The following is a 17,129-nucleotide window of genomic DNA, read 5'->3' as shown; positions in this document are numbered from 1 at the left end:
GCGGCGCCTTCTGTTTCAACCGTTCACAAGCCGAGGCCCGTTTACTCGATCAGGCCAGCCTCACGGAAGTACCGCTCGGCGCCCGGATGCAGCGGCGCCGACAGGCCGTCGGTGGCCATTTCGGCCGGATCCAGATTTTCGAAGGCCGGGTGCAGGCTGCGGAACTGGTCGATATTCTCGAATACGGCACGGGTCAGTTCATAAACGACGTCTTCCGACACGTCCGCCGAAGTCACCAGCGTTGCGCCGACGCCGAAGGTCTGAACATCCTCGGCATTCCCGCGATACATGCCGCCGGCAATGGTTGCGGCACGGTAATAGGGGAATTCCTCGACAAGCGCATCGACAGCCTCGCCGGAAACGTTCACCAGAACCGAGTCACAGGCAGTCGTCGCCTCCTGGATCGAGCCGGAGGGGTGACCGACGGTATAGACCATCGCGTCGATGTTGTTGTCGCACAATGCCTGGCTCTGCTCGCCGGCCTGGAGTTCGGACACCATCGAGAAATCGGACATGGCGATGCCGAAACGCTCCATGGCCAGTTCCATCGTGTCGCGCGTGCCCGAACCGGGGTTGCCGACATTCACGCGCTTGCCGCGCAGATCCTCGAAGTTCACGATCCCCGAATCGGCGCGGGCCACGACGGTGAAGGGTTCGGGGTGAAGGGCAAAGACCGACCGCAGGTTTTCGAACGCGTCACCCTCGAACGAGCCTGACCCATCGACGGCCTGAAACTGGATGTCGGACTGCACCACGCCGAACTCCAGTTCGCCGCCGCGGATCGCATTGACGTTGAACACCGAACCGCCGGTGGATTCCACTCCGCAGCGGATGCCGTGTTCGGCGCGGTCGCGGTTTACCAGACGGCAGATCGCGCCGCCCGTGGGGTAATACACCCCCGTCACGGCACCCGTGCCGATCGAGATGAAGGTCTGATCCTGTGCAGCGGCCGCGCCAGCCAGCGCCATGCCAAAGACGGCAGCGGTTCCCAGCAATGTGGATTTCATGAAGTCTCCTCCGGAAAGTTGCGATACGGGCGTGGGCGGTGCAAGCACGCGCCAGCCTTCTGTAGGTTCAACAAAGCCTTTTGGTCGGCCAGTGTCAATATCGGCAGGGAAAGGCCGCTCGTCGCCATTCCTTCGTGACGTTACGGAATGCAGGTGGTCAGAAACAGCAGCGGCAGGTAGCTGAACGCCGTTGCCACGAGCGCCGCCGCCAGTGACCAGCGGGCAAGTGTCCCCAGAAAGCTGCCCTCGTGCCGCCAGTGACGCCAAAGCAGTGCCAGCAGCACCAGATGTGCCAGGGTGATCGCCCCGATCATCACCCTCAGGGCAGCAGGTGGCCAGTCATAGGCGCAACCGACCGCGTGCAGCCCGTAGATCAGGCTCAAGGCGGTAGCCCACAGGCCAAAGCCCACGGCCAGCCAGAGATAATGAACCGAGCGGGTCATGGCTGCACCCCCGAAATCGGCGTCAGAAGCGGCATCACCACCACCACGGCCAGCACGATGATCCCCGTGACGGCGGTATAGTCGAGCCAGAGCCGGCTGAGCCGCAGGTCAAGCACCCGGCGCGGTGAAATGAATCCTGCGCGCAGCCGCATCAGGTTCGACAGCAGAAACAGCAGCCCCACCGCCAGATGAAATACCGCGTAGGACAACACCGCTGCCGTGGTCGCGGCATAGGCATGGGCCGTCGGGTCCGGCACCTGCATGACCATCAGCACCAGCACCACAATCCCCGCCGCTGCCACCGCCATCGTCATTGCAATCCACGGCGCAGTGATCCGGCCGCGGCGTGCCGCCCACAGCGCCAGCCGCGCACCCAGCGGCGCCAGAAGCAGCGCCAGCGCCGCAAGGCCCAGCAGGATCAGATGCGGCTCGTACACATTCGGCGGCGGCCAGTTGGCAGCGACAAGCCAGAGATAGAAGACCCCGAATACCAGCGACAGGAACAGCGTCCCATTTGCCAGCAACGTGGTCACCAAGGCCCACCAGGGGGGAGAACCCTCAACCTCGGTATGGGGAGGAAGCGCAAGGCCATGCCCGATCGGCAGCGTGCCGTGATCCTCTTTCAGGCCCGAGATCTGCGCGGTGTAAAGCATCAGCGCAACGGTGACAGCAAGACCGATCGGCGCCGCCCAGTAGACCTTGAACAGCAGCGCCAGAACGACCGAACAGGTCGCAAGCGCCGTGAACAGCGGCAGGTAGGTTGATCGCGACAGCACCACCACCTGATCGGGCCGCCCGCTTGCGGCGTTGATGCCAAGCGTTTCCTGCCAGCCATTGCGGGCAAAGCCCAGATAGCCCTGGCCCGCAGCGAGCTGCCGACCGATTTCGCGCACGTCAAGCCTGTCAGCGCGCTCGGTCACTTCGGGGATCGAGGCAAAGCCATAGGCCGCGGCCGGCGCGGGCTGTGCCCATTCCAGGGTTCCGGCACGCCAGGGATCCCGCCGGAACCGGCGCCCGAAGCGGACCTGCAGGATGATGTCCATCGCGACCAGCGCAAAGCCCATCGTCAGGATGAAGCCGCCGATCGAGGACAGAAGGTTCAACGCCGTCCAGCCGTCGCCTTCCAGGTAGGTGTAGACCCGCCGCGGCATGCCCCGCAGCCCCGTCAGATGCATGAGCCAGAAGGTCATGTTGAACCCGATGAAGATCAGCCAGAACGCCGGCACCGACAGGCGATAGACGCTTTGCCGTCCGGTCACCCGGGGCAGCCAGTAGTAAAGGCCGGCCAGCAACGGGAAGACGAAGCCGCCCACCAGAACATAATGCAGATGTGCCACCACGAAATGGCTGTCATGGGCCTGCCAGTTGAACGGCACCATGGCCAGCATTACCCCGGTCAGCCCCCCGGCGACAAAGACAAAGAAGAAGCCGAAGACATAGAGCATCGGCACATCCCAGCGCGGCCGCCCATGGGCCAACGTGCCCAGCCAGGCGAAGATCTGCACCGCCGTCGGCACCGCCACCAGCGCGGAACCCGCCGAGAAGAAGGCCAGCGCCAGATGCGGGATGCCCACGGTGAACATGTGGTGCACCCAGATCCCGAACGACAGGAAAGCCATGGCCACCAGCGCTACCACCACCGCGCGATAGCCGATCAGCGGGCGTTGCGCGAAGGTCGGGATCAGGGTCGACAGCACCCCGGCGGCCGGCAGGAAGATGATATAGACCTCGGGGTGGCCGAACAGCCAGAACAGGTGTTGCCACAGCAGCGGGTCGCCGCCCCGCACCGGATCGAAGAACGGCAGGCCGAAGGCGCGCTCGACCTCAAGCAGGATCGAGGCGAGGATCAGCGGCGGAAAGCCCACCACCATCATCAGCGCAGTCACCAGAATGTACCAGCCAAAGATCGGCATCCGCGCCAGCGTCATCCCCGGCGCCCGCAGCTTGAGGATCGAGACGGTCAGCTCTACCGCCATGGTCACGGCCGAGATCTCGACGAAGGTCACGCCCAGAAGCCAGACATCGGCATTGATGCCGGGGGAATAGACGTTTGACGACAAGGGCGTGTACATGAACCATCCGCTGTCGGGCGCCACCCCCATCACCAGCGCGATGATCAGGATCGATCCGCCCAGCAGATAGCACCAGAAGCCGTAGGCCGTCATGCGCGGGAAGGCGAGATCGCGCGCGCCCAGCATCTTGGGCAACATGTAGATCGCCAGCCCTTCCAGCATCGGAATGGCGAACAGGAACATCATGATCGTGCCATGCATCGTGAAGACCTGATTATAGATCTCGGGTCCGATGAAGGCAGAATGAGGCGTGGAAAGCTGTGCACGGATGATCATGGACAGAAGGCCGCCGATCGCAAAGAACACGGCCGAGGTGATCATGAACCGCAACCCGAGGATCGAATGGTTCACGGCCGAGAGCCGCGCAAGGCCGGGCCCCGTCATCCAGATCCGTGTCAGGGCATGGTGCAGGCGAATGGGATGGGCCACGGGCCGCTCCGGCATCTGGTGGGGTGCACGGGTGCTCATGGCTGGGCCTCTTCTGGTTGACTGTCGGCGGCAAATCCCAGGGCGCGGGCAAGATCCTCGGGGGCGTGAACGTGGGTTTCGAACCGCATTTCCAGATGCGCCACACCGCAGAACTCGGCGCATTGGCCGGCAAAGACGCCGGTTTCGTCGGCCTGTAGCCGCAGCACGTTGACATGGCCGGGAACGGCATCAAGCTTGCCGCCCAGCTGCGGAATCCAGAAGCCGTGGATCACGTCGCGGCTGGACAAGTGCAGATCCACGGGCTGCCCCACCGGCAGATGCAGGATGTTCTGCGTCTCGACATCGCCATATTGCGGATAGCGGAAGGTCCAGCCGAACTGCCAGGCCTCGACCTCGACGACCGCAACATTCTGCCCGGGATGCGGCAGGATCCGTTCCCCGGCGATCAGCGCCCAGATCACCAGCGGCGGCAGGACCAGCGCGGGCAGTCCCAGGCCGCCCCAGAGGATCCAGTTTCGCCCCGAAACCCGCGCCGCCCTTCGCGGCGCCAGCATGACCAGCGCGAAAAGCGCAAGCACCAGCGCCAGAAGCACCAGCGCGCCCCCAAGCATCCCCCACCAGAGCTGCGCGATGGAACCCGCCACCGGGCCGCGCGGTTCTAGCGTTGAGAAGGGGCCACTGCAGCCGGCCAGCGCCACCGTGGCGGCCCCCATTGCCAGCCGCGACCGGCCCAGCCACCGCCTGCCCCAGCCGAAAGGAGCCCCCCGATGACCGAAGCCGACAAGAACGCGATCCCGGATGAAGAACGCGAGGATCGGCAGGATGACCCCAATCCGGTCATGGCCGAAATCGGCGCGCATGATACCTCCTCGGCCGTGGCGCTTGTCGGGCATCCGATCCACGCGATGATGGTGCACTTCCCGATTGCCTTCACGGTCGCCACACTGGGGGCGGACGTGTTCTACTGGTGGTCGGGTGATGACTTCTGGCTGCGGGTCGGCCTCTGGGCCGTTGGGGGCGCCTTTGCCACAGGTGTTGCTGCCGGCCTGGCCGGAACAGCGGAACTGCTGCTGGTCAAGGGCATCCGCGTGCGCGTCGCCAGCTGGACCCATGCGATCACCGCGATGATGCTGATCTCGATCCTCGGACTGAACTGGGGCCTGCGGCTGGTCGCGCCTGAAGCCGTGCTGCCGCACGGAATCGCCGTGTCGGCGCTGGCCATGGTCTTTACAGGGTTCGCAGGCTGGCATGGGGGAAAGCTCGTTTTCGATCATGGGGTTGGGGCTATCGTGTCACCGAAGCAATAAGGGGCAGCAGCGCATCCCGCAGTCCACCCGGCGTAAAGAGGGCGGCCTGGGTTTCGGCCGTCCAGTCCGGCTTGGCCAGCACCAGCCACAACACCGCGGCCACGGCAGTGAGACTGCACAGCGTCAGCAGTGCGGTGCGCGGCCAGCCAAAGCGCAGTTCGCCATCGGTGCTGAACAGCTTGAGCACGAGCAGCCCCGTGATCACATGAATGATGACCAGCGCGCCAACCGCCACCAGCTTCGCCGAGAACCATTCGACAAAGGTCTCGCGCAGAAAGATCAGCACCGTCCCCGAACCGACGGCCACAAAGGCCGCCGGAGAGACGAAGCCCACGAACAGGAATCGCACCAGCCGGTGCAAGCGGTGTTCTTCGTCCCCCGTGACGGAACTGCGTTGTCGCAGCAGGAACGGAATGGAAATCAGGCCGCTTGCCCATAGCGCGATCGCGGTCACGTGGACGAATTTCGTCAACCACAGCGCAATCTCGAAGCCCATCAGGTTGCCTCGTCCGGGATGGCGCGCAGGGCAATGCGCAGCCCGAGGGCAAGGTAAGGCAAGACGGCCGGAACCCACATCAGAAGTCCGGCCAGCTGCTGATCGGCCAGTGCGCTCAGCCCCCAGGGCTCGGTCGTGGCCAGATGGGCAAGATAGACCGGATCGGGGGCAAAGACGATCAGCGCCCCCAGCAGCCCCATGTGGGCGACCGTCCCCACCAGCAGCGCAAGGGCGGTTGCCGCTGCGCCCGGGCGCAGCGCCTCGCGCCAAAGCGCCCAGGCACTGCCCAGAAGCGTGACCTGCATGAACCAGTAGCCCGCGACCGATGACAGGGCCCAGCCATAGGGGCCGGGCGCGTGCCAGACCCACAGCGTCAGAAGATGCACCAGAAACACGGCGCCCGTCGGAAGCGCCCAGCGGTTCGCGCGGGGAAAAGCCACTACCAGCAATGGCGCAAGTGCGGCGATCAGCAGCACATGATGCAGCACCCGCGCAGAAAACAGCGCAGAGCTCAGGGCGCAAAGCGGCGAGACAAAGATGATCCAGGCCAGACACCAGGCCGCCCAGCCGGCCCGGCGGTTTGCAGCAAAGCGGCTGACAAGCGGCGCGCACAGCAGCAACGCGGCGAGGAGAGGCGGATCGAGGTTCCAGGCGCTGAGCAGGTCCTGCGGAACCGGCGGAACCCCGCAATAGGCGATGAAGGTTTCGTCCATGTTTTGCGCCCCCGGTTGTTTCTGGTCATGCGATGCCCTGCGGCGGCACAGCTTGCCCCTGCCTGAAACGACCGGAACAAGCGTCTGGTTCCCCTGCGGCGGTGCGCCGGACAGGCGGTGTCGCCCGTCGCGGCAGGTCATGCCCCATGTCCGCCGGAGAAACCCATCGATGCCCCGGTGCAACCATGAGCGGTCGCGACGGGGAAACCTTGGCCTGACCCGCACCAAACCGGCCAGCCGCGAAGCGCAAACCTCTTCTCAGGCGGGACGGCCCCCGGGTGCGGCCCTCTCCGCCGCGCAACCGACTGCCGAGACAATGCCGGCCGAAAGCCCGACCCCTTTCGCGCAACCTGGTCCTGCCCGGCTTGAACTGGCCCAACCCAAAATCGCTGCCCGAGAAAAAAATGAAAACGACGGAACCATGGGCACCCCCACGGGTTTGGCCTGCAACCGAGATCGAGAAAGGAAGTGCCTATGCTTGGCTGGGCCGTGACATTCTTCATCATCGCCATCGTCGCCGCCGTATTCGGCTTTGGCGGGATCGCCAGTGCTTCTGCAGGGATCGCCCAGATCCTGTTCGTGCTGTTCCTGATCCTGGCCATCGCAGCCCTTTTCGGCCGGGCATTGCGCGGCAAGACGCCGCGCTGACGCCCGATGACCCCACTCCGCATGGCCCGCGGGCCGCGCGGCGGCGCATCCTTCGCGCCCAAACAGATCGCGGGCGGCCCTTGCACCGCCCCCGATATGACCGGCCTGTCCTGACCGGCCGGTCCCCCTGCCGTGTGTCGTGCGGTGCGCGTCGGGGTAGTCTGGTCGGCCCATGGCCCCCCTTGGGGCGCTCCTGGATCCGGCCTCTGTTTTCGTTTCCCTCCCTGAACTGCCCTGCCTTTATGGCAGGGCATTTTTTCATGGGCGTTCGGGGCAAAAGGAAAAGGGGGCGCCTGCGGCACCCCCTCTTCGCGACGAACAGGCTCCCACACTCAGTTCATAAGTGTCTCGGTCGAGGCGAAGAACATCGCCTGGCTGACCGCCGAACGAACCTGTTCTTCGGTATAAGGTTTGGGAATGAGGAAGGCCGGCTCGGGGCGCTCGCCGGTCAGCAGGCGGTCGGGATAGGCGGTTATGAAGATCACGGGAATATCTCCCAGTTCCCTCAGGATCATGTTGACCGCATCGATCCCCGAACTGTCATCGGCCAGATGGATATCGGCCAGGATGAGATCCGGGCGCTCTTTCTGGGCGAGCTTTACCGCAGCATCGCGTGTGCGTGCATTCCCCGTTACCGAATGGCCCATGCCGGTCACGATGCTTTCGATGTCCATCGCGATAAGCGATTCATCCTCGATCACCATGATCCGTCCGCAAACCGAGTTCTCCATCTCGCGCAGCGCGATGGCGACAAGTTCCTCGGCCTCTTCGGGGGGGATCTTCATCACCTGCCCGATCTCGGCGAAACTCAGCTCCTCGATCGTGTGCAACAACAGCGCCTCGCGCGTGTTCTTGGTAAGGTTGCGAAGATGCACTTGCGCCCGGGCCTCGAGCGTATCGGCCTCGGGCTCTGCCACCGGGGCGCCGGTGGTGGACCATACCATGTGGAAGGCATGGAACAGCGCCACGCGGGGCGACATGGCGCTGTCAAAGATCGAAGGTTCAACCAGGATCGTCTCGAGCGTCGCGGCGGCATAGCGGTCGCCACTGGTCTGGCTACCGGTCAGGGCGCGTGCGTACCGCCGAAGATACGGCAGTTCCTGACCGATCATCTGTGAAATACTCACTGAGGCTCCCTCGTCTCCGGAATTCTGGTCGTCATTGGTGACATCCATATCCTTCGCCTGTGTCATTTATACTCGCTTTTTTTGCATTAATGCTGGAACCCAACGCCGTGACCAGCGTTTAGTTCCCGCAAGATAAAAATTAAAACGCACATTCCTGACGAAAGAAGACCGCACGAATGCCACAGCACGACCGGCAACCCGACCCGAAAGGTGCCGCCCCTGCTTCGCAGGCGGCGATGCAACCCGATGCAGGCGCGTCAAGACCTCGTTCCAAGGACAAATCGGTTGTTGAGCAGCAGATCAACGAGAACCTTCGCCGCATCTACCAACAGAAGCTGGAGGAAGCGGTGCCGGACCATCTTCAGGCCCTGCTTGAGCGGCTAAAGGAACAGGACCGACTGAAATGAACCACTCCTCTCCGAGTCGGGTGCAAGTCCCGGCAGACCCGCGCGAGGAAATGGTGACACATCTGCCAGCCCTCAGGGCCTTTGCCCTGTCCCTGTGCCGAAACGGTGCAACAGCCGATGACCTGGTGCAGGAGACCATCCTCAAGGCCTGGGGGAATCTCGACAAGTACAACACCGGGACCAACCTGCGGGCCTGGTTGTTCACCATCCTTCGCAACACCTACTATTCCAGCCGGCGCAAGCGCGGCCGCGAGGTGTCGGATTCCGACGGCATTCACGCGGCACGTCTTGCACAGAAGCCTGACCATGACGGACGGCTAGCCATGGCGGATTTCTGGAAGGCTTTTGAACATCTTCCGGATGAACAGCGCGAAGCGCTCATCCTTGTCGGAGCATCCGGCTTTTCGTATGAAGAAGCGGCAGAAACCTGCGGCTGCGCCGTGGGCACGATCAAAAGCCGGGCAAACCGCGGACGCAAGCGCCTGGCCGAGCTGCTGAACCTGGGCGAGGACGAGGAAATGTTCATGACCGACGGCGCGACAATGGCAGTAATGGCAGCCGGACCGGTTTCCGCGGGTTGAGCCGCTGGCCCAAACCGCGCTGGCCGCGTTTTGCAAGCGGGCTGGGATTTCGTCTTGCAGTGCTGCTGTCTGTCGCGCTGCTGCCACTTGGCATCATCTCGGTTGCACAGACGTTACGGGTTCTGGCCGACGCCCGCCAGACCAGCGAAACTGCGCTGATCGGGCTGACGGCGGATGCGGTTGCCGGACAGCGCGCGCTTATCGAGGGAGCGCTGGGGGCGGCACGGGCGCTGGGGCCGGTCCTGTCGGAAACCTTCGACCGGCCCGAGGAATGTGCCGCCCTTGCGGCGGAATTCGTTCAGAACTCGGGTTTCTTTGCCTTTGCCGGCTTTCTTTCGCCGGACGGGACGGCCTGCATGTCGGAAGGAATCCGCGGCAATTTTGCCGGCACCGATCATCTTGATCGGCGCCTGGCGCGGATCCAGACGATGATCGAGGTGCGCGATGCGGGCGCGGTGACCGGGTTGCCGGTGCTGGTGATCAGCGAGCCGATCTGGCGCCAGGGGGTGCTGCGCGGTTTTGTCGTCCTGTCCATGCCCTATGGGGCGCTTGAAATCGTCGGCAGGTTCGGCGCGGGCCGAAGCCGCCCTTCCGCCCTGCACCTTCTGGATGTCGCCGGCAATCTTCTGATCCCCCAGAATGGGCGCGAGGCCGCGGCCGCAACCCTGCCCGCGCGGGCGCAGATCACCGAGTTCACCTCCAACGTTGCCCGCGTTGTGCGGGGTGATACCGTTGCGGGCCAGCGCGCGACCTTCGTCAGCGTGCCGGTCATCCCTCAGCAGGTCTATGCCCTTGGCGTCTGGCCCCATGACACAAGCCAGGCAAGCTGGGAACGCGACAGCGTGCTGGCGCTGCTGTTTCCGTTCCTCATGTGGTTTGTAAGCCTTTCGGTTGCGTTCTTTGCGGTGCACAGGCTGGTGATCCGGCATGTCGTGCATCTGAACGGGCAGATGCGGCGCTTTGCCGTGGGCCAGCGCGGCGATTTCGCCTCGACCTTGCCCGGTCGTCCTCCGGCCGAGTTCCGCCAGCTCAACAGCACGTTCAACAAGCTGCGCCGGATCATCACCCGCGAAGAGGCCAATCGCGCCGCGGCGCTTCATGAAAAGACGGTGCTGCTGAAAGAGGTTCATCACAGGGTCAAGAACAACCTTCAGCTCATCGCCTCGATCGTGAACATGCAGATGCGCAAGGTCCAGGACCCTGCATTGCGCCGCGTCCTGAAAAGCGTGCAGGATCGGGTGATGAGCCTCGCCACCATTCACCGCATCCTGTACCAGTCCGACCGGGTATCCGATGTGCGCGTCGACAGCCTTCTGCACGAGCTTCTCAAACAACTCGGAGACTTGTCGGCCGTGCCGGGGATGGAGGTCCAGCTTTCGACCGATCTGGACCCGGTCCGGCTTTTCCCCGACCAGGTCGTGCCGCTGTCGCTGCTGGCGACCGAGGCGATCACCAATGCCTACAAGTTCATCGGCCGCCCCACTGCCGGCGCCCCCTGGCTGCGGATAAACTTCAAGGCGGAACCCGATGGGCGGGTGCTGTTCGAAGTGGTGAACTCGATCGGAGCGCCGGTTTCGCAGGAAACCATGAAGGCCGACAGCACCAGCCTAGGCGGGCAACTGATTGCGGCCTTTGCCCGTCAGCTTGAGGCCGAGGTGGAAGAAGGCCCGACCCAGACGCCCTACGGGGCTGGATATCGCCTTGCACTGCGCTTTCCGGTGGCGGGATTCATCCCGCCCGAACCCGGCTGACAGCCGGACGAGCTGCGGAACTTCCTCCGAACGCGTGCGTTCATGGCGAAGGAGGCACCCATGCTCAGATCCCTTTCCGACACACTGCGCGCGTCCGCCCGCGCCGAAGATACGACCTTCCCCCTGCGCGAGCTGTTCCTGGATCCGGTCAGCCACCGGGTGCGCTATGTCGCGCTGGACGCCGGGCGCTGGTTCGAAACGGTCGAGGTCATCGTGGCAGCGCGGTTGCTGCGCCCGGGGCAATCTGCGACGGAAGAGGATCAGGACTGGGTTCTGGACCTTACCCCACAGGCTGTGGAAGCCGCGCCACGCTGGACCCATGGCGAGGACAGCGGCGATGGGCGCCCCCTTTCGGTAGAACACTGGCCGCCCGTGGTCGTCGGTCCCTTCGGCCATACGACCGCCCCCCTCATGGTCTGGGCGCAGATGAGCCAGAGCGCACAGGAGATGCGCCCCCCGCATCCGCCCGCCGAGGCGTCCATTTCCGTTGCAGCCGATGAGGCACAGGCCCCCGGCCCGGATGTCGACAGCCTTGACCGCGCGACGGGCTGGCTGGGCAAGCCGGTGTTCGGGACCGATGGCGAACTGGGTGTCGTCGCGGACATCGGCTTTGACGCCGACAGCATGCGCATCGCTTATATTGTCGTGGACAATGACAAGCTGCTTTCCTCAAGGCAGGCCGCCTTCCCCCTCTCAGCCCTGCGCCACCGCGCCGGCGCCGAGGGACACTTCGTGCTCGATGCCCGCACCGCGGACATGGAAACCGCCCCCAGCCCCGAAGAGCTTGGATTGCGCGGCCCGGGGCATGCCGGGTTCTTCGCGCCGGTCTGACCGGCCCTGCGGGCAGCCGGAACCGGCGCGCGATCATTATCTTGACGGATCCGGCCATGGCGCCGGGTCCCGGCCTGCGCCCGGCCCCGGCGCATTCCTTGTGCGGATTCCCCGATGACGCTGCCACAGGCTTCCCGCTATGCCACGATCGTGCTGGCGATCATCGCCTTCTTCGTCGCCCTGAACTTCGGCCGCAGCGTGTTTGCGCCGCTCACACTTGCGATCGTGGTGGGCATCGTCCTGTCGCCGATCGCCTCCGGGATCAATCGCCTGGGGGTGCCGCGGGCGCTCGGCGCGTTGATCGGATTGATGATCATCCTTTCGGTTCTCGGCGGGCTTCTCATCCTGCTTGAACCGATGATCAGCATGGCCCTTCAGCAGGCCCCCCGGCTGTGGTTCGAACTGAGCGACATCGTGACCAGCCTGCAGCGCGGCATGGCCGAGCTTGACAGCGTGTCGGAAGAACTGGCGCGTGCCTTCAACGGGGAAGACAATGGCGAAAGCAGTGAAGAAAGCTTTTCCCTGCCGCGGCTGACAGATGCGCTGTTGCTGGCCCCGGCGGTTGCCTCGCAGATGATGATTTTCGTGGGGGCGCTGTTCTTCTTTCTTCTGTCGCGCACCGACATCTACGAATGGGCTGGCCGGATGTCGGCCGCGGCCGATCCGGCGCCTGCACCTCTGCCCGTCGGCTATACCGGTCCGCTCCACTTGCGACTGATGCGTGCCGAGAAACGGGTGTCGCGCTATTTTCTGACGATCACCGTCATCAACACGGTGTTCGGAATCACCGTCACGCTGTTCTTCATGCTGTTCGGCATACCGATGGCGCTGATGTGGGGGGTCGTGGCGTTGCTGCTGAACTTCATTCCCTATCTCGGACCGTTGATCCTGGCGGCAACCCTGCTTCTGTCGGGCATTGTCATGTTCGAAGGGGCCGAGCGGTTCCTGCCGATCACGGTCTATGTCGCCCTCAATATCATCGAGGGACAGTTCGTCACCCCGACTCTGGTGGGGCAGCACCTTGCCGTGAACCCGCTTGCCGTCTTTCTGTCGCTGGTGTTCTGGCTCTGGCTCTGGGGGCCGTTGGGCGGTTTCGTCGCGATTCCGCTTCTGGTCTGGATGGTCGCCCTTGCGGAAGCAGAACCCGCGCCCACCGCACCTGCGCCCGCTGACCTTGCATGATCCGGTGCTCTGCATCGGCCGAAATTGCAGGCGGCCCGGAGTGTCCTCCGGGCCGCCTGCCTTTTTGAGGGGCTGTTTATGCGCTATCGTCCCCGCACCGCCCGCGCGACCAGGGCCACGACAAACAGCACGAGAAAGACGAAGAACAGGATCTGTGCGATGTTCGCTGATGCAGCTGCCACGCCGCCGAATCCGAATACGGCGGCGATAAGCGCAATCACCAGGAATATTGCTGCCCACTGAAGCATCTGACGTCCTTTCGATAGGAATAGGCGCCTGCGGCACCTTTTGCCCGTCAACCCACGGCAGAGCACTTGGTTCCGATACCGTCTTTCAGATGAGCGGCCGGGGGGCCGCCGCAGCCGTATCGAGATCGGCCAGCGCTGTCATCCGGTCGAAATCGTGAATCGTCAGCCGGCCGCCGTCCCAGCGGGCGACGCCCAACGACCTGAGCCGCGCCAGCGTCTTGTTGGTATGAACCAGCGACAATCCCACCGCATCCGCCAGATCACGCTGGCGATAGGGAAGCGGGCAACTGTCGCCCGAAACCATCCCCACTGCCTCGGCGCGCCGGAACAGCTTGGCCAAGGCCCAGGCGACACGGCGGGTGGCCCCGGCCTGCCCCACGGTCGCAAGTGCCTCTCCCAGGAAATGTTCCTCCATCGCGGCGACCCAGGTCACGTCATAGCCGCGTTGGGGGATCTCATGGAACAGGCGCAGGAACTCGCTGCGGCGGAACACACAGAGGCGCATCTGGGAGGATGCGATGACGCTGTGCTTCATCTCGCCCATCACGGTAGCCTGAAGGCCAAGAAAATCCCCCGGAAACACAAAATTCAGCACCTGCCGCCCTCCATCAGGCAGAAGCTTGTAGCGCAGCCCCTGGCCGGAGAGCACGGTGTAGAGGAACTCGCTCCCCTCGCCCTCGTTCAGAAAGATGGTTCCCGGCGCAAAGCTTGTCTCTCCGGCCTTGAAGCGGCGCATGAAGCCGAGTTCGGCATCACTCATAGGCGCAAAGATGCCCTGCGGACGCAGCGGACAATGCAGGCAGTCTATCAAGATGAACCCTCACAAGCCGAACGGCGAATCCTCGCCGCCTATGTCATAGCTTAATGCGGTGTTGTGGGAACGCGCTAAAAGGGCTTTGGGCAGTCTGTCACACGCCCAGGTTCTGTAATGATTGGATGGCATCATGAATTCAGCCGACCCCACGCTCTCGGGCGTGTTTGTACTGGTGGAGGCTGATCAACTCGTTCTCGATGATCTTGCGGAAGCCATTCGGGAGATCTGCCCCTCGTGCGAAGTCCACGCCTTCCGCACGGCCTGCGCGGCGGCACGCGCCCTGGACGTGATCCCGGCCGTCACCGGCGCAATCCTGTCGGTCGGGGCCGACCAGCTTGAAACCTCAGGCCTGACCGCGGAAGTGGCCGCACGGGGCGGCCAGATCCTGATGCTTGAAGGGCCGGGCGTGCGTGCCGCGGCAGAAAAACAGGGCTGTCCGGTCATTGCCCGGCCGTTCAACGCCGCCATGCTGCACGACGCTGTCAGCGGGATCTGCGCCCGCGCACCTTCGCCGCAGTGTTGAGCCCGAACAAGAACGCCTCCAGCAAGGGTGGGTATTCGCCGCGCGGCGGTGCAGAAGCACCGGACGAGGCCATGCGGGCCTCATAAAGCGGATCGTGTCTTGCGCTGTGGAACTCGGGCCCGCGCCGCGGCTTGCCCGCCTTCTTGCCCATCGCAAGCAGGATGGCGGCCACGATGATGAACAGAACGCCCACGGCAAGCGACGCCATGAGCGAATCTTCCCAGCGCGCAATGAAGATCCAGAGCGCCGAGGTCAGGAAACCGGCGCCCACGAGCGCCGCGACCATGCCCGCCGCTGACAGGGCTGCCTGCCTGGCAGCCCGCGCCGCTGCATCCTTCACGAGCTGGGGTGACGGGATCATCATCACCTATTTCCGCGACGTCATCAGGCCCACGAGAAAACCGACCCCAGCCGCGAGGCCAAGCGCCATGGCGGGCTGACGACGGATCATGTCTGCGGCTTCGTCCACCATTTCTTCGGCGCGATGCTGCAGATATTCTGCCTGCCGCTCGCCCTCGGCGCGGGCGCGTTCCGCGCGGGCACGCACATCGTCGGCCAGCGCACGCCCCTGAGCCTTGCCAAGCTCGGACAGCGTCTCGGTGATTTTTGCAAGATCGCCCTTCAGCGCATCCATCTGGCGCGCCAGATCTTCAGTGGTGGGTTCGGTCATCCGGGCCATGTCAAACTCCTGTGTGGCAATCATCGCGACAACGCGCCGGAATGGCGCAGGTTCCCCGTGCCTCTTCCCCGAGTTCAGAAATGGCGCCGGGCCGGTGGCGGCGCGACATGCGCCTCTCTCAGATGACACGCCAAGCTGCGGTACTGTCAAGCAGGACCACAAAGCCAAACAGGCAGGGTACCGGCCCCTGCCTGTCGGTTGTCGCACCTGCCGTTGTTGCAAGGCGCCCGTTTCAGGCCGAAATGCTGGCCTTGTGATTCATCAGCGCCGCAAGAAGCTGCGCCTCCTTGGTCTTGAGCAGCGGCACCGCCGGCGCGTGATCGAGCATGCTGAACGCTTCGGCCGCATCCGGGAACAGCGCGTCGATTTCATCGATATCCTCGGGCGACAGCGTCGCACGGGCCTGATTGCCCAAGAGCATGCTTTCCGTTTCAAGCCCTTCGGCCATCAGAACGGCATGCTCTTCACAAAGCACGTGGTAATAATCCACCACCTCGACATCACGAACCAGACGGACCGTGGTGCCGTTCACCAGTGCCTTGGCCGGTGCGAGCGCTTCTTCCAGAGAGAAATGCAGCGCAAGCTCCGGGCCCTTGACCATGATGCGGTGCTGCTGCGAGACGCGCACGGCGCGGGCGGGCAGGCCCGGACCGAAGGCGTTCGCCGCGATCTCGACAGGGAAAAGCCCCTCGCGCGAGGCCGCGTTCAACGCATAGGTGTCACGCCCGACCCAGAGGATTGTCACCTCGCGGCCGTCGCGGTCGACCAGCACGTCCCCTGCGGCAAGCTGTTCGACCGGACGATAGCCCTCGGGTGTCAGCAGGCGGGTGCCCCGCACAAAGCACAGCGGCGAATTGGTGCCGAGGTTGAAGCCCACTGGCTCCAGCTTGATCGTTGCCCGGATCGAAGACAACAGCCCGTCAAGCCGGGTGAAGTCGCCGCTCGGGAACACGATCACCTGCCGGCCCGCCGAGTCGGTCGCGAGGATCACGTTGAACGTCGTCTTGTTGACGGTCTGCAGCGTTCCCGAGGCCACGAGCGTCAGTGTCTGGGATCCCAGAGCGAAGGACTCGCCCACATTGATGATGCCGTTGCCGCCCTGCTCGGTCAGCGTACGATCATACGCCGGAAACCCGAAGTTGCCCATCCTGATGGACTGGTCGGCCCCATCCACACGAAGAAGCGATCCGAAATAGACAACAGAATCGACACCGGAAACGGAATAGGTCATCGAAGTCCCCTTCACCTAACAACATGGCGGCCAATGCCGCAAAATAAGCACCGAAAAGGCGCATAGCTCAAAATGCTCTCGCGGCGGCGCACGCTGGGTGCAAAATCCCGCCTTAAGGACTTATCGCCATACCTAAGCCGCTAAATCAAGCCTAAAGTTCTTTCTATATCCTTACGTATGTAATCTTCGTTAACGGGTGCGATCTGCGTCGTGGTGCGTCGATCGGCACCCTCGATGAGCCGGTCCGGAAGCACAGATCCGTCCCGATGTGGAACCATACGGCGTGGCGCAGGTTGATGTTCCGACACAACGACGAGGTGGAAGATGAACTGGGATCAGATCGAAGGCAAATGGAAGCAGTTCCGTGGCAAGGCCAAGGAACAGTGGGGCGAACTGACCGACGACGAGCTCGATCAGATCGACGGCAAACGTGACCAGCTGGTTGGCAAGATCCAGGAAAAATACGGCATGGCACGGGAAGAGGCCGAGCGTCAGGTGGACGACTGGACCCGCCGCTGAGGCATCCCGTCCCGCAGTGCAGTAACGAGTTCCGGCAGCCTTCGAGCAATCGTTGGCTGCCTTTTTCGTCGCCCGATGCTTGTCGCCGTAACCTTAGGTGATGCCATGGCAGCAGAGGCGC

General features: G+C 63.8%; 21 protein-coding genes. 9 read left to right on the top strand and 12 right to left on the bottom strand.

What is annotated here, in order from left to right; genetic code table 11:
- Positions 1 to 41: 41 nt before the first annotated feature.
- The 4 genes from ACFQXB_RS13935 to coxB all read right to left on the bottom strand — a co-directional run bounded on the left by ACFQXB_RS13935 (position 42) and on the right by coxB (position 4,664).
- Positions 42 to 1,007, bottom strand: a complete 966-nt coding sequence (locus tag ACFQXB_RS13935) for a TAXI family TRAP transporter solute-binding subunit (protein WP_377404959.1) — start codon at positions 1,005 to 1,007, stop codon at positions 42 to 44.
- Between the two features lie 140 nt (positions 1,008 to 1,147).
- On the bottom strand, positions 1,148 to 1,450 hold the full coding sequence (locus tag ACFQXB_RS13930; RefSeq protein ID WP_377404956.1) for a hypothetical protein: 303 nt from the start codon (positions 1,448 to 1,450) through the stop codon (positions 1,148 to 1,150).
- A complete protein-coding gene (gene ctaD, locus ACFQXB_RS13925) occupies positions 1,447 to 3,990 on the bottom strand; it encodes a cytochrome c oxidase subunit I (RefSeq protein WP_377404953.1) in 2,544 nt (847 codons plus the stop codon). The genes ACFQXB_RS13930 and ctaD overlap by 4 nt, the downstream gene beginning before the upstream one ends.
- Positions 3,987 to 4,664, bottom strand: coding sequence for a cytochrome c oxidase subunit II (coxB, locus tag ACFQXB_RS13920; RefSeq protein ID WP_377404951.1), 678 nt, complete (start codon positions 4,662 to 4,664; stop codon positions 3,987 to 3,989). Before coxB ends, ctaD begins: the two co-directional genes overlap by 4 nt.
- A 54-nt stretch (positions 4,665 to 4,718) precedes the next feature.
- On the opposite strand from coxB, the gene ACFQXB_RS13915 reads away from it, so the two are divergent.
- Positions 4,719 to 5,258 carry a DUF2231 domain-containing protein gene (locus ACFQXB_RS13915; RefSeq protein WP_377404948.1) on the top strand — a complete coding sequence of 180 codons (540 nt, stop codon included), beginning with the start codon at positions 4,719 to 4,721 and terminating at the stop codon, positions 5,256 to 5,258.
- Here ACFQXB_RS13915 and ACFQXB_RS13910 read toward each other — a convergent pair.
- Entirely contained in the window at positions 5,236 to 5,754 is a 519-nt protein-coding gene (locus ACFQXB_RS13910; RefSeq protein ID WP_377404945.1) for a CopD family protein, read from the bottom strand. The genes ACFQXB_RS13915 and ACFQXB_RS13910 overlap by 23 nt on opposite strands.
- Positions 5,754 to 6,467 (bottom strand): cytochrome c oxidase assembly protein, encoded by a 714-nt coding sequence (locus ACFQXB_RS13905; RefSeq protein WP_377404942.1) that lies wholly within the window; start codon positions 6,465 to 6,467, stop codon positions 5,754 to 5,756. The genes ACFQXB_RS13910 and ACFQXB_RS13905 overlap by 1 nt, the downstream gene beginning before the upstream one ends.
- A gap of 474 nt (positions 6,468 to 6,941) precedes the next feature.
- Here ACFQXB_RS13905 and ACFQXB_RS13900 point away from each other — a divergent pair, with 474 nt between their 5' ends.
- Positions 6,942 to 7,115, top strand: coding sequence for a DUF1328 domain-containing protein (locus ACFQXB_RS13900; RefSeq protein ID WP_377404939.1), 174 nt, complete (start codon positions 6,942 to 6,944; stop codon positions 7,113 to 7,115).
- Between the two features lie 332 nt (positions 7,116 to 7,447).
- On the opposite strand, the gene ACFQXB_RS13895 is transcribed toward ACFQXB_RS13900, so the two are convergent.
- A complete protein-coding gene (locus ACFQXB_RS13895) occupies positions 7,448 to 8,227 on the bottom strand; it encodes a response regulator (RefSeq protein WP_377405238.1) in 780 nt (259 codons plus the stop codon).
- Positions 8,228 to 8,418: 191 nt separating this feature from the next.
- On the opposite strand from ACFQXB_RS13895, the gene ACFQXB_RS13890 reads away from it, so the two are divergent.
- From ACFQXB_RS13890 to ACFQXB_RS13870, 5 genes are all read left to right on the top strand, one after another.
- Complete coding sequence (locus ACFQXB_RS13890; protein ID WP_377404936.1) at positions 8,419 to 8,649, top strand: NepR family anti-sigma factor; 231 nt, start codon at positions 8,419 to 8,421, stop codon at positions 8,647 to 8,649.
- On the top strand, positions 8,646 to 9,230 hold the full coding sequence (locus tag ACFQXB_RS13885; RefSeq protein ID WP_377404933.1) for an RNA polymerase sigma factor: 585 nt from the start codon (positions 8,646 to 8,648) through the stop codon (positions 9,228 to 9,230). Before ACFQXB_RS13890 ends, ACFQXB_RS13885 begins: the two co-directional genes overlap by 4 nt.
- Positions 9,227 to 10,981: a sensor histidine kinase gene (locus ACFQXB_RS13880; RefSeq protein ID WP_377404930.1), complete on the top strand. Its 1,755-nt coding sequence runs from the start codon at positions 9,227 to 9,229 to the stop codon at positions 10,979 to 10,981. The genes ACFQXB_RS13885 and ACFQXB_RS13880 overlap by 4 nt, the downstream gene beginning before the upstream one ends.
- Before the next feature lie 60 nt (positions 10,982 to 11,041).
- The gene (locus ACFQXB_RS13875; protein WP_377404927.1) at positions 11,042 to 11,812 is read left to right on the top strand and encodes a PRC-barrel domain-containing protein; all 771 of its coding nucleotides are present in this window, start codon (positions 11,042 to 11,044) and stop codon (positions 11,810 to 11,812) included.
- A gap of 114 nt (positions 11,813 to 11,926) precedes the next feature.
- On the top strand, positions 11,927 to 12,994 hold the full coding sequence (locus tag ACFQXB_RS13870) for an AI-2E family transporter (protein WP_377404924.1): 1,068 nt from the start codon (positions 11,927 to 11,929) through the stop codon (positions 12,992 to 12,994).
- A gap of 83 nt (positions 12,995 to 13,077) precedes the next feature.
- Here ACFQXB_RS13870 and ACFQXB_RS13865 read toward each other — a convergent pair whose 3' ends face one another.
- Together ACFQXB_RS13865 and ACFQXB_RS13860 are read right to left on the bottom strand one after the other, a co-directional pair.
- Positions 13,078 to 13,242 (bottom strand): DUF1328 domain-containing protein, encoded by a 165-nt coding sequence (locus ACFQXB_RS13865; protein ID WP_377404921.1) that lies wholly within the window; start codon positions 13,240 to 13,242, stop codon positions 13,078 to 13,080.
- Between the two features lie 85 nt (positions 13,243 to 13,327).
- Positions 13,328 to 14,002 carry a Crp/Fnr family transcriptional regulator gene (locus ACFQXB_RS13860; protein ID WP_377404919.1) on the bottom strand — a complete coding sequence of 225 codons (675 nt, stop codon included), beginning with the start codon at positions 14,000 to 14,002 and terminating at the stop codon, positions 13,328 to 13,330.
- Between the two features lie 184 nt (positions 14,003 to 14,186).
- Between ACFQXB_RS13860 and ACFQXB_RS13855 the strand changes: the two genes are divergently transcribed.
- On the top strand, positions 14,187 to 14,579 hold the full coding sequence (locus ACFQXB_RS13855) for a hypothetical protein (RefSeq protein ID WP_377404916.1): 393 nt from the start codon (positions 14,187 to 14,189) through the stop codon (positions 14,577 to 14,579).
- Here the strand turns inward: ACFQXB_RS13855 and ACFQXB_RS13850 are convergent.
- The 3 genes from ACFQXB_RS13850 to ACFQXB_RS13840 all read right to left on the bottom strand — a co-directional run bounded on the left by ACFQXB_RS13850 (position 14,539) and on the right by ACFQXB_RS13840 (position 16,489).
- Positions 14,539 to 14,943, bottom strand: coding sequence for a phage holin family protein (locus ACFQXB_RS13850; protein ID WP_377404913.1), 405 nt, complete (start codon positions 14,941 to 14,943; stop codon positions 14,539 to 14,541). The genes ACFQXB_RS13855 and ACFQXB_RS13850 overlap by 41 nt on opposite strands.
- Positions 14,944 to 14,946: 3 nt before the next feature.
- On the bottom strand, positions 14,947 to 15,258 hold the full coding sequence (locus ACFQXB_RS13845) for a DUF883 family protein (RefSeq protein ID WP_377404910.1): 312 nt from the start codon (positions 15,256 to 15,258) through the stop codon (positions 14,947 to 14,949).
- Positions 15,259 to 15,490: 232 nt separating this feature from the next.
- On the bottom strand, positions 15,491 to 16,489 hold the full coding sequence (locus ACFQXB_RS13840) for a Hint domain-containing protein (RefSeq protein WP_377404907.1): 999 nt from the start codon (positions 16,487 to 16,489) through the stop codon (positions 15,491 to 15,493).
- Positions 16,490 to 16,813: 324 nt separating this feature from the next.
- On the opposite strand from ACFQXB_RS13840, the gene ACFQXB_RS13835 reads away from it, so the two are divergent.
- The gene (locus tag ACFQXB_RS13835; RefSeq protein ID WP_377404904.1) at positions 16,814 to 17,008 is read left to right on the top strand and encodes a CsbD family protein; all 195 of its coding nucleotides are present in this window, start codon (positions 16,814 to 16,816) and stop codon (positions 17,006 to 17,008) included.
- The last annotated feature ends 121 nt before the right edge of the window (positions 17,009 to 17,129 follow it).

The organism is Halodurantibacterium daqingense (assembly GCF_042666235.1).
Classification (GTDB): Bacteria; Pseudomonadota; Alphaproteobacteria; order Rhodobacterales; family Rhodobacteraceae; genus Halodurantibacterium; species Halodurantibacterium daqingensis.
This window is presented reverse-complemented; position numbering and strand designations above follow the sequence as displayed.

What these genes read in the sequence shown, in the direction of transcription:
- ACFQXB_RS13935 (WP_377404959.1), bottom strand. Translation starts at nt 1,007, where the DNA reads ATGAAATCCACATTGCTGGGAACCGCTGCCGTCTTTGGCATGGCGCTG.
- ACFQXB_RS13930 (WP_377404956.1), bottom strand. Translation starts at nt 1,450, where the DNA reads ATGACCCGCTCGGTTCATTATCTCTGGCTGGCCGTGGGCTTTGGCCTG.
- ctaD (WP_377404953.1), bottom strand. Translation starts at nt 3,990, where the DNA reads ATGAGCACCCGTGCACCCCACCAGATGCCGGAGCGGCCCGTGGCCCAT.
- coxB (WP_377404951.1), bottom strand. Translation starts at nt 4,664, where the DNA reads ATGGGGGCCGCCACGGTGGCGCTGGCCGGCTGCAGTGGCCCCTTCTCA.
- ACFQXB_RS13915 (WP_377404948.1), top strand. Translation starts at nt 4,719, where the DNA reads ATGACCGAAGCCGACAAGAACGCGATCCCGGATGAAGAACGCGAGGAT.
- ACFQXB_RS13910 (WP_377404945.1), bottom strand. Translation starts at nt 5,754, where the DNA reads ATGGGCTTCGAGATTGCGCTGTGGTTGACGAAATTCGTCCACGTGACC.
- ACFQXB_RS13905 (WP_377404942.1), bottom strand. Translation starts at nt 6,467, where the DNA reads ATGGACGAAACCTTCATCGCCTATTGCGGGGTTCCGCCGGTTCCGCAG.
- ACFQXB_RS13900 (WP_377404939.1), top strand. Translation starts at nt 6,942, where the DNA reads ATGCTTGGCTGGGCCGTGACATTCTTCATCATCGCCATCGTCGCCGCC.
- ACFQXB_RS13895 (WP_377405238.1), bottom strand. Translation starts at nt 8,227, where the DNA reads ATGATCGGTCAGGAACTGCCGTATCTTCGGCGGTACGCACGCGCCCTG.
- ACFQXB_RS13890 (WP_377404936.1), top strand. Translation starts at nt 8,419, where the DNA reads ATGCCACAGCACGACCGGCAACCCGACCCGAAAGGTGCCGCCCCTGCT.
- ACFQXB_RS13885 (WP_377404933.1), top strand. Translation starts at nt 8,646, where the DNA reads ATGAACCACTCCTCTCCGAGTCGGGTGCAAGTCCCGGCAGACCCGCGC.
- ACFQXB_RS13875 (WP_377404927.1), top strand. Translation starts at nt 11,042, where the DNA reads ATGCTCAGATCCCTTTCCGACACACTGCGCGCGTCCGCCCGCGCCGAA.
- ACFQXB_RS13870 (WP_377404924.1), top strand. Translation starts at nt 11,927, where the DNA reads ATGACGCTGCCACAGGCTTCCCGCTATGCCACGATCGTGCTGGCGATC.
- ACFQXB_RS13865 (WP_377404921.1), bottom strand. Translation starts at nt 13,242, where the DNA reads ATGCTTCAGTGGGCAGCAATATTCCTGGTGATTGCGCTTATCGCCGCC.
- ACFQXB_RS13860 (WP_377404919.1), bottom strand. Translation starts at nt 14,002, where the DNA reads ATGAGTGATGCCGAACTCGGCTTCATGCGCCGCTTCAAGGCCGGAGAG.
- ACFQXB_RS13855 (WP_377404916.1), top strand. Translation starts at nt 14,187, where the DNA reads ATGAATTCAGCCGACCCCACGCTCTCGGGCGTGTTTGTACTGGTGGAG.
- ACFQXB_RS13850 (WP_377404913.1), bottom strand. Translation starts at nt 14,943, where the DNA reads ATGATGATCCCGTCACCCCAGCTCGTGAAGGATGCAGCGGCGCGGGCT.
- ACFQXB_RS13845 (WP_377404910.1), bottom strand. Translation starts at nt 15,258, where the DNA reads ATGGCCCGGATGACCGAACCCACCACTGAAGATCTGGCGCGCCAGATG.
- ACFQXB_RS13840 (WP_377404907.1), bottom strand. Translation starts at nt 16,489, where the DNA reads ATGACCTATTCCGTTTCCGGTGTCGATTCTGTTGTCTATTTCGGATCG.
- ACFQXB_RS13835 (WP_377404904.1), top strand. Translation starts at nt 16,814, where the DNA reads ATGAACTGGGATCAGATCGAAGGCAAATGGAAGCAGTTCCGTGGCAAG.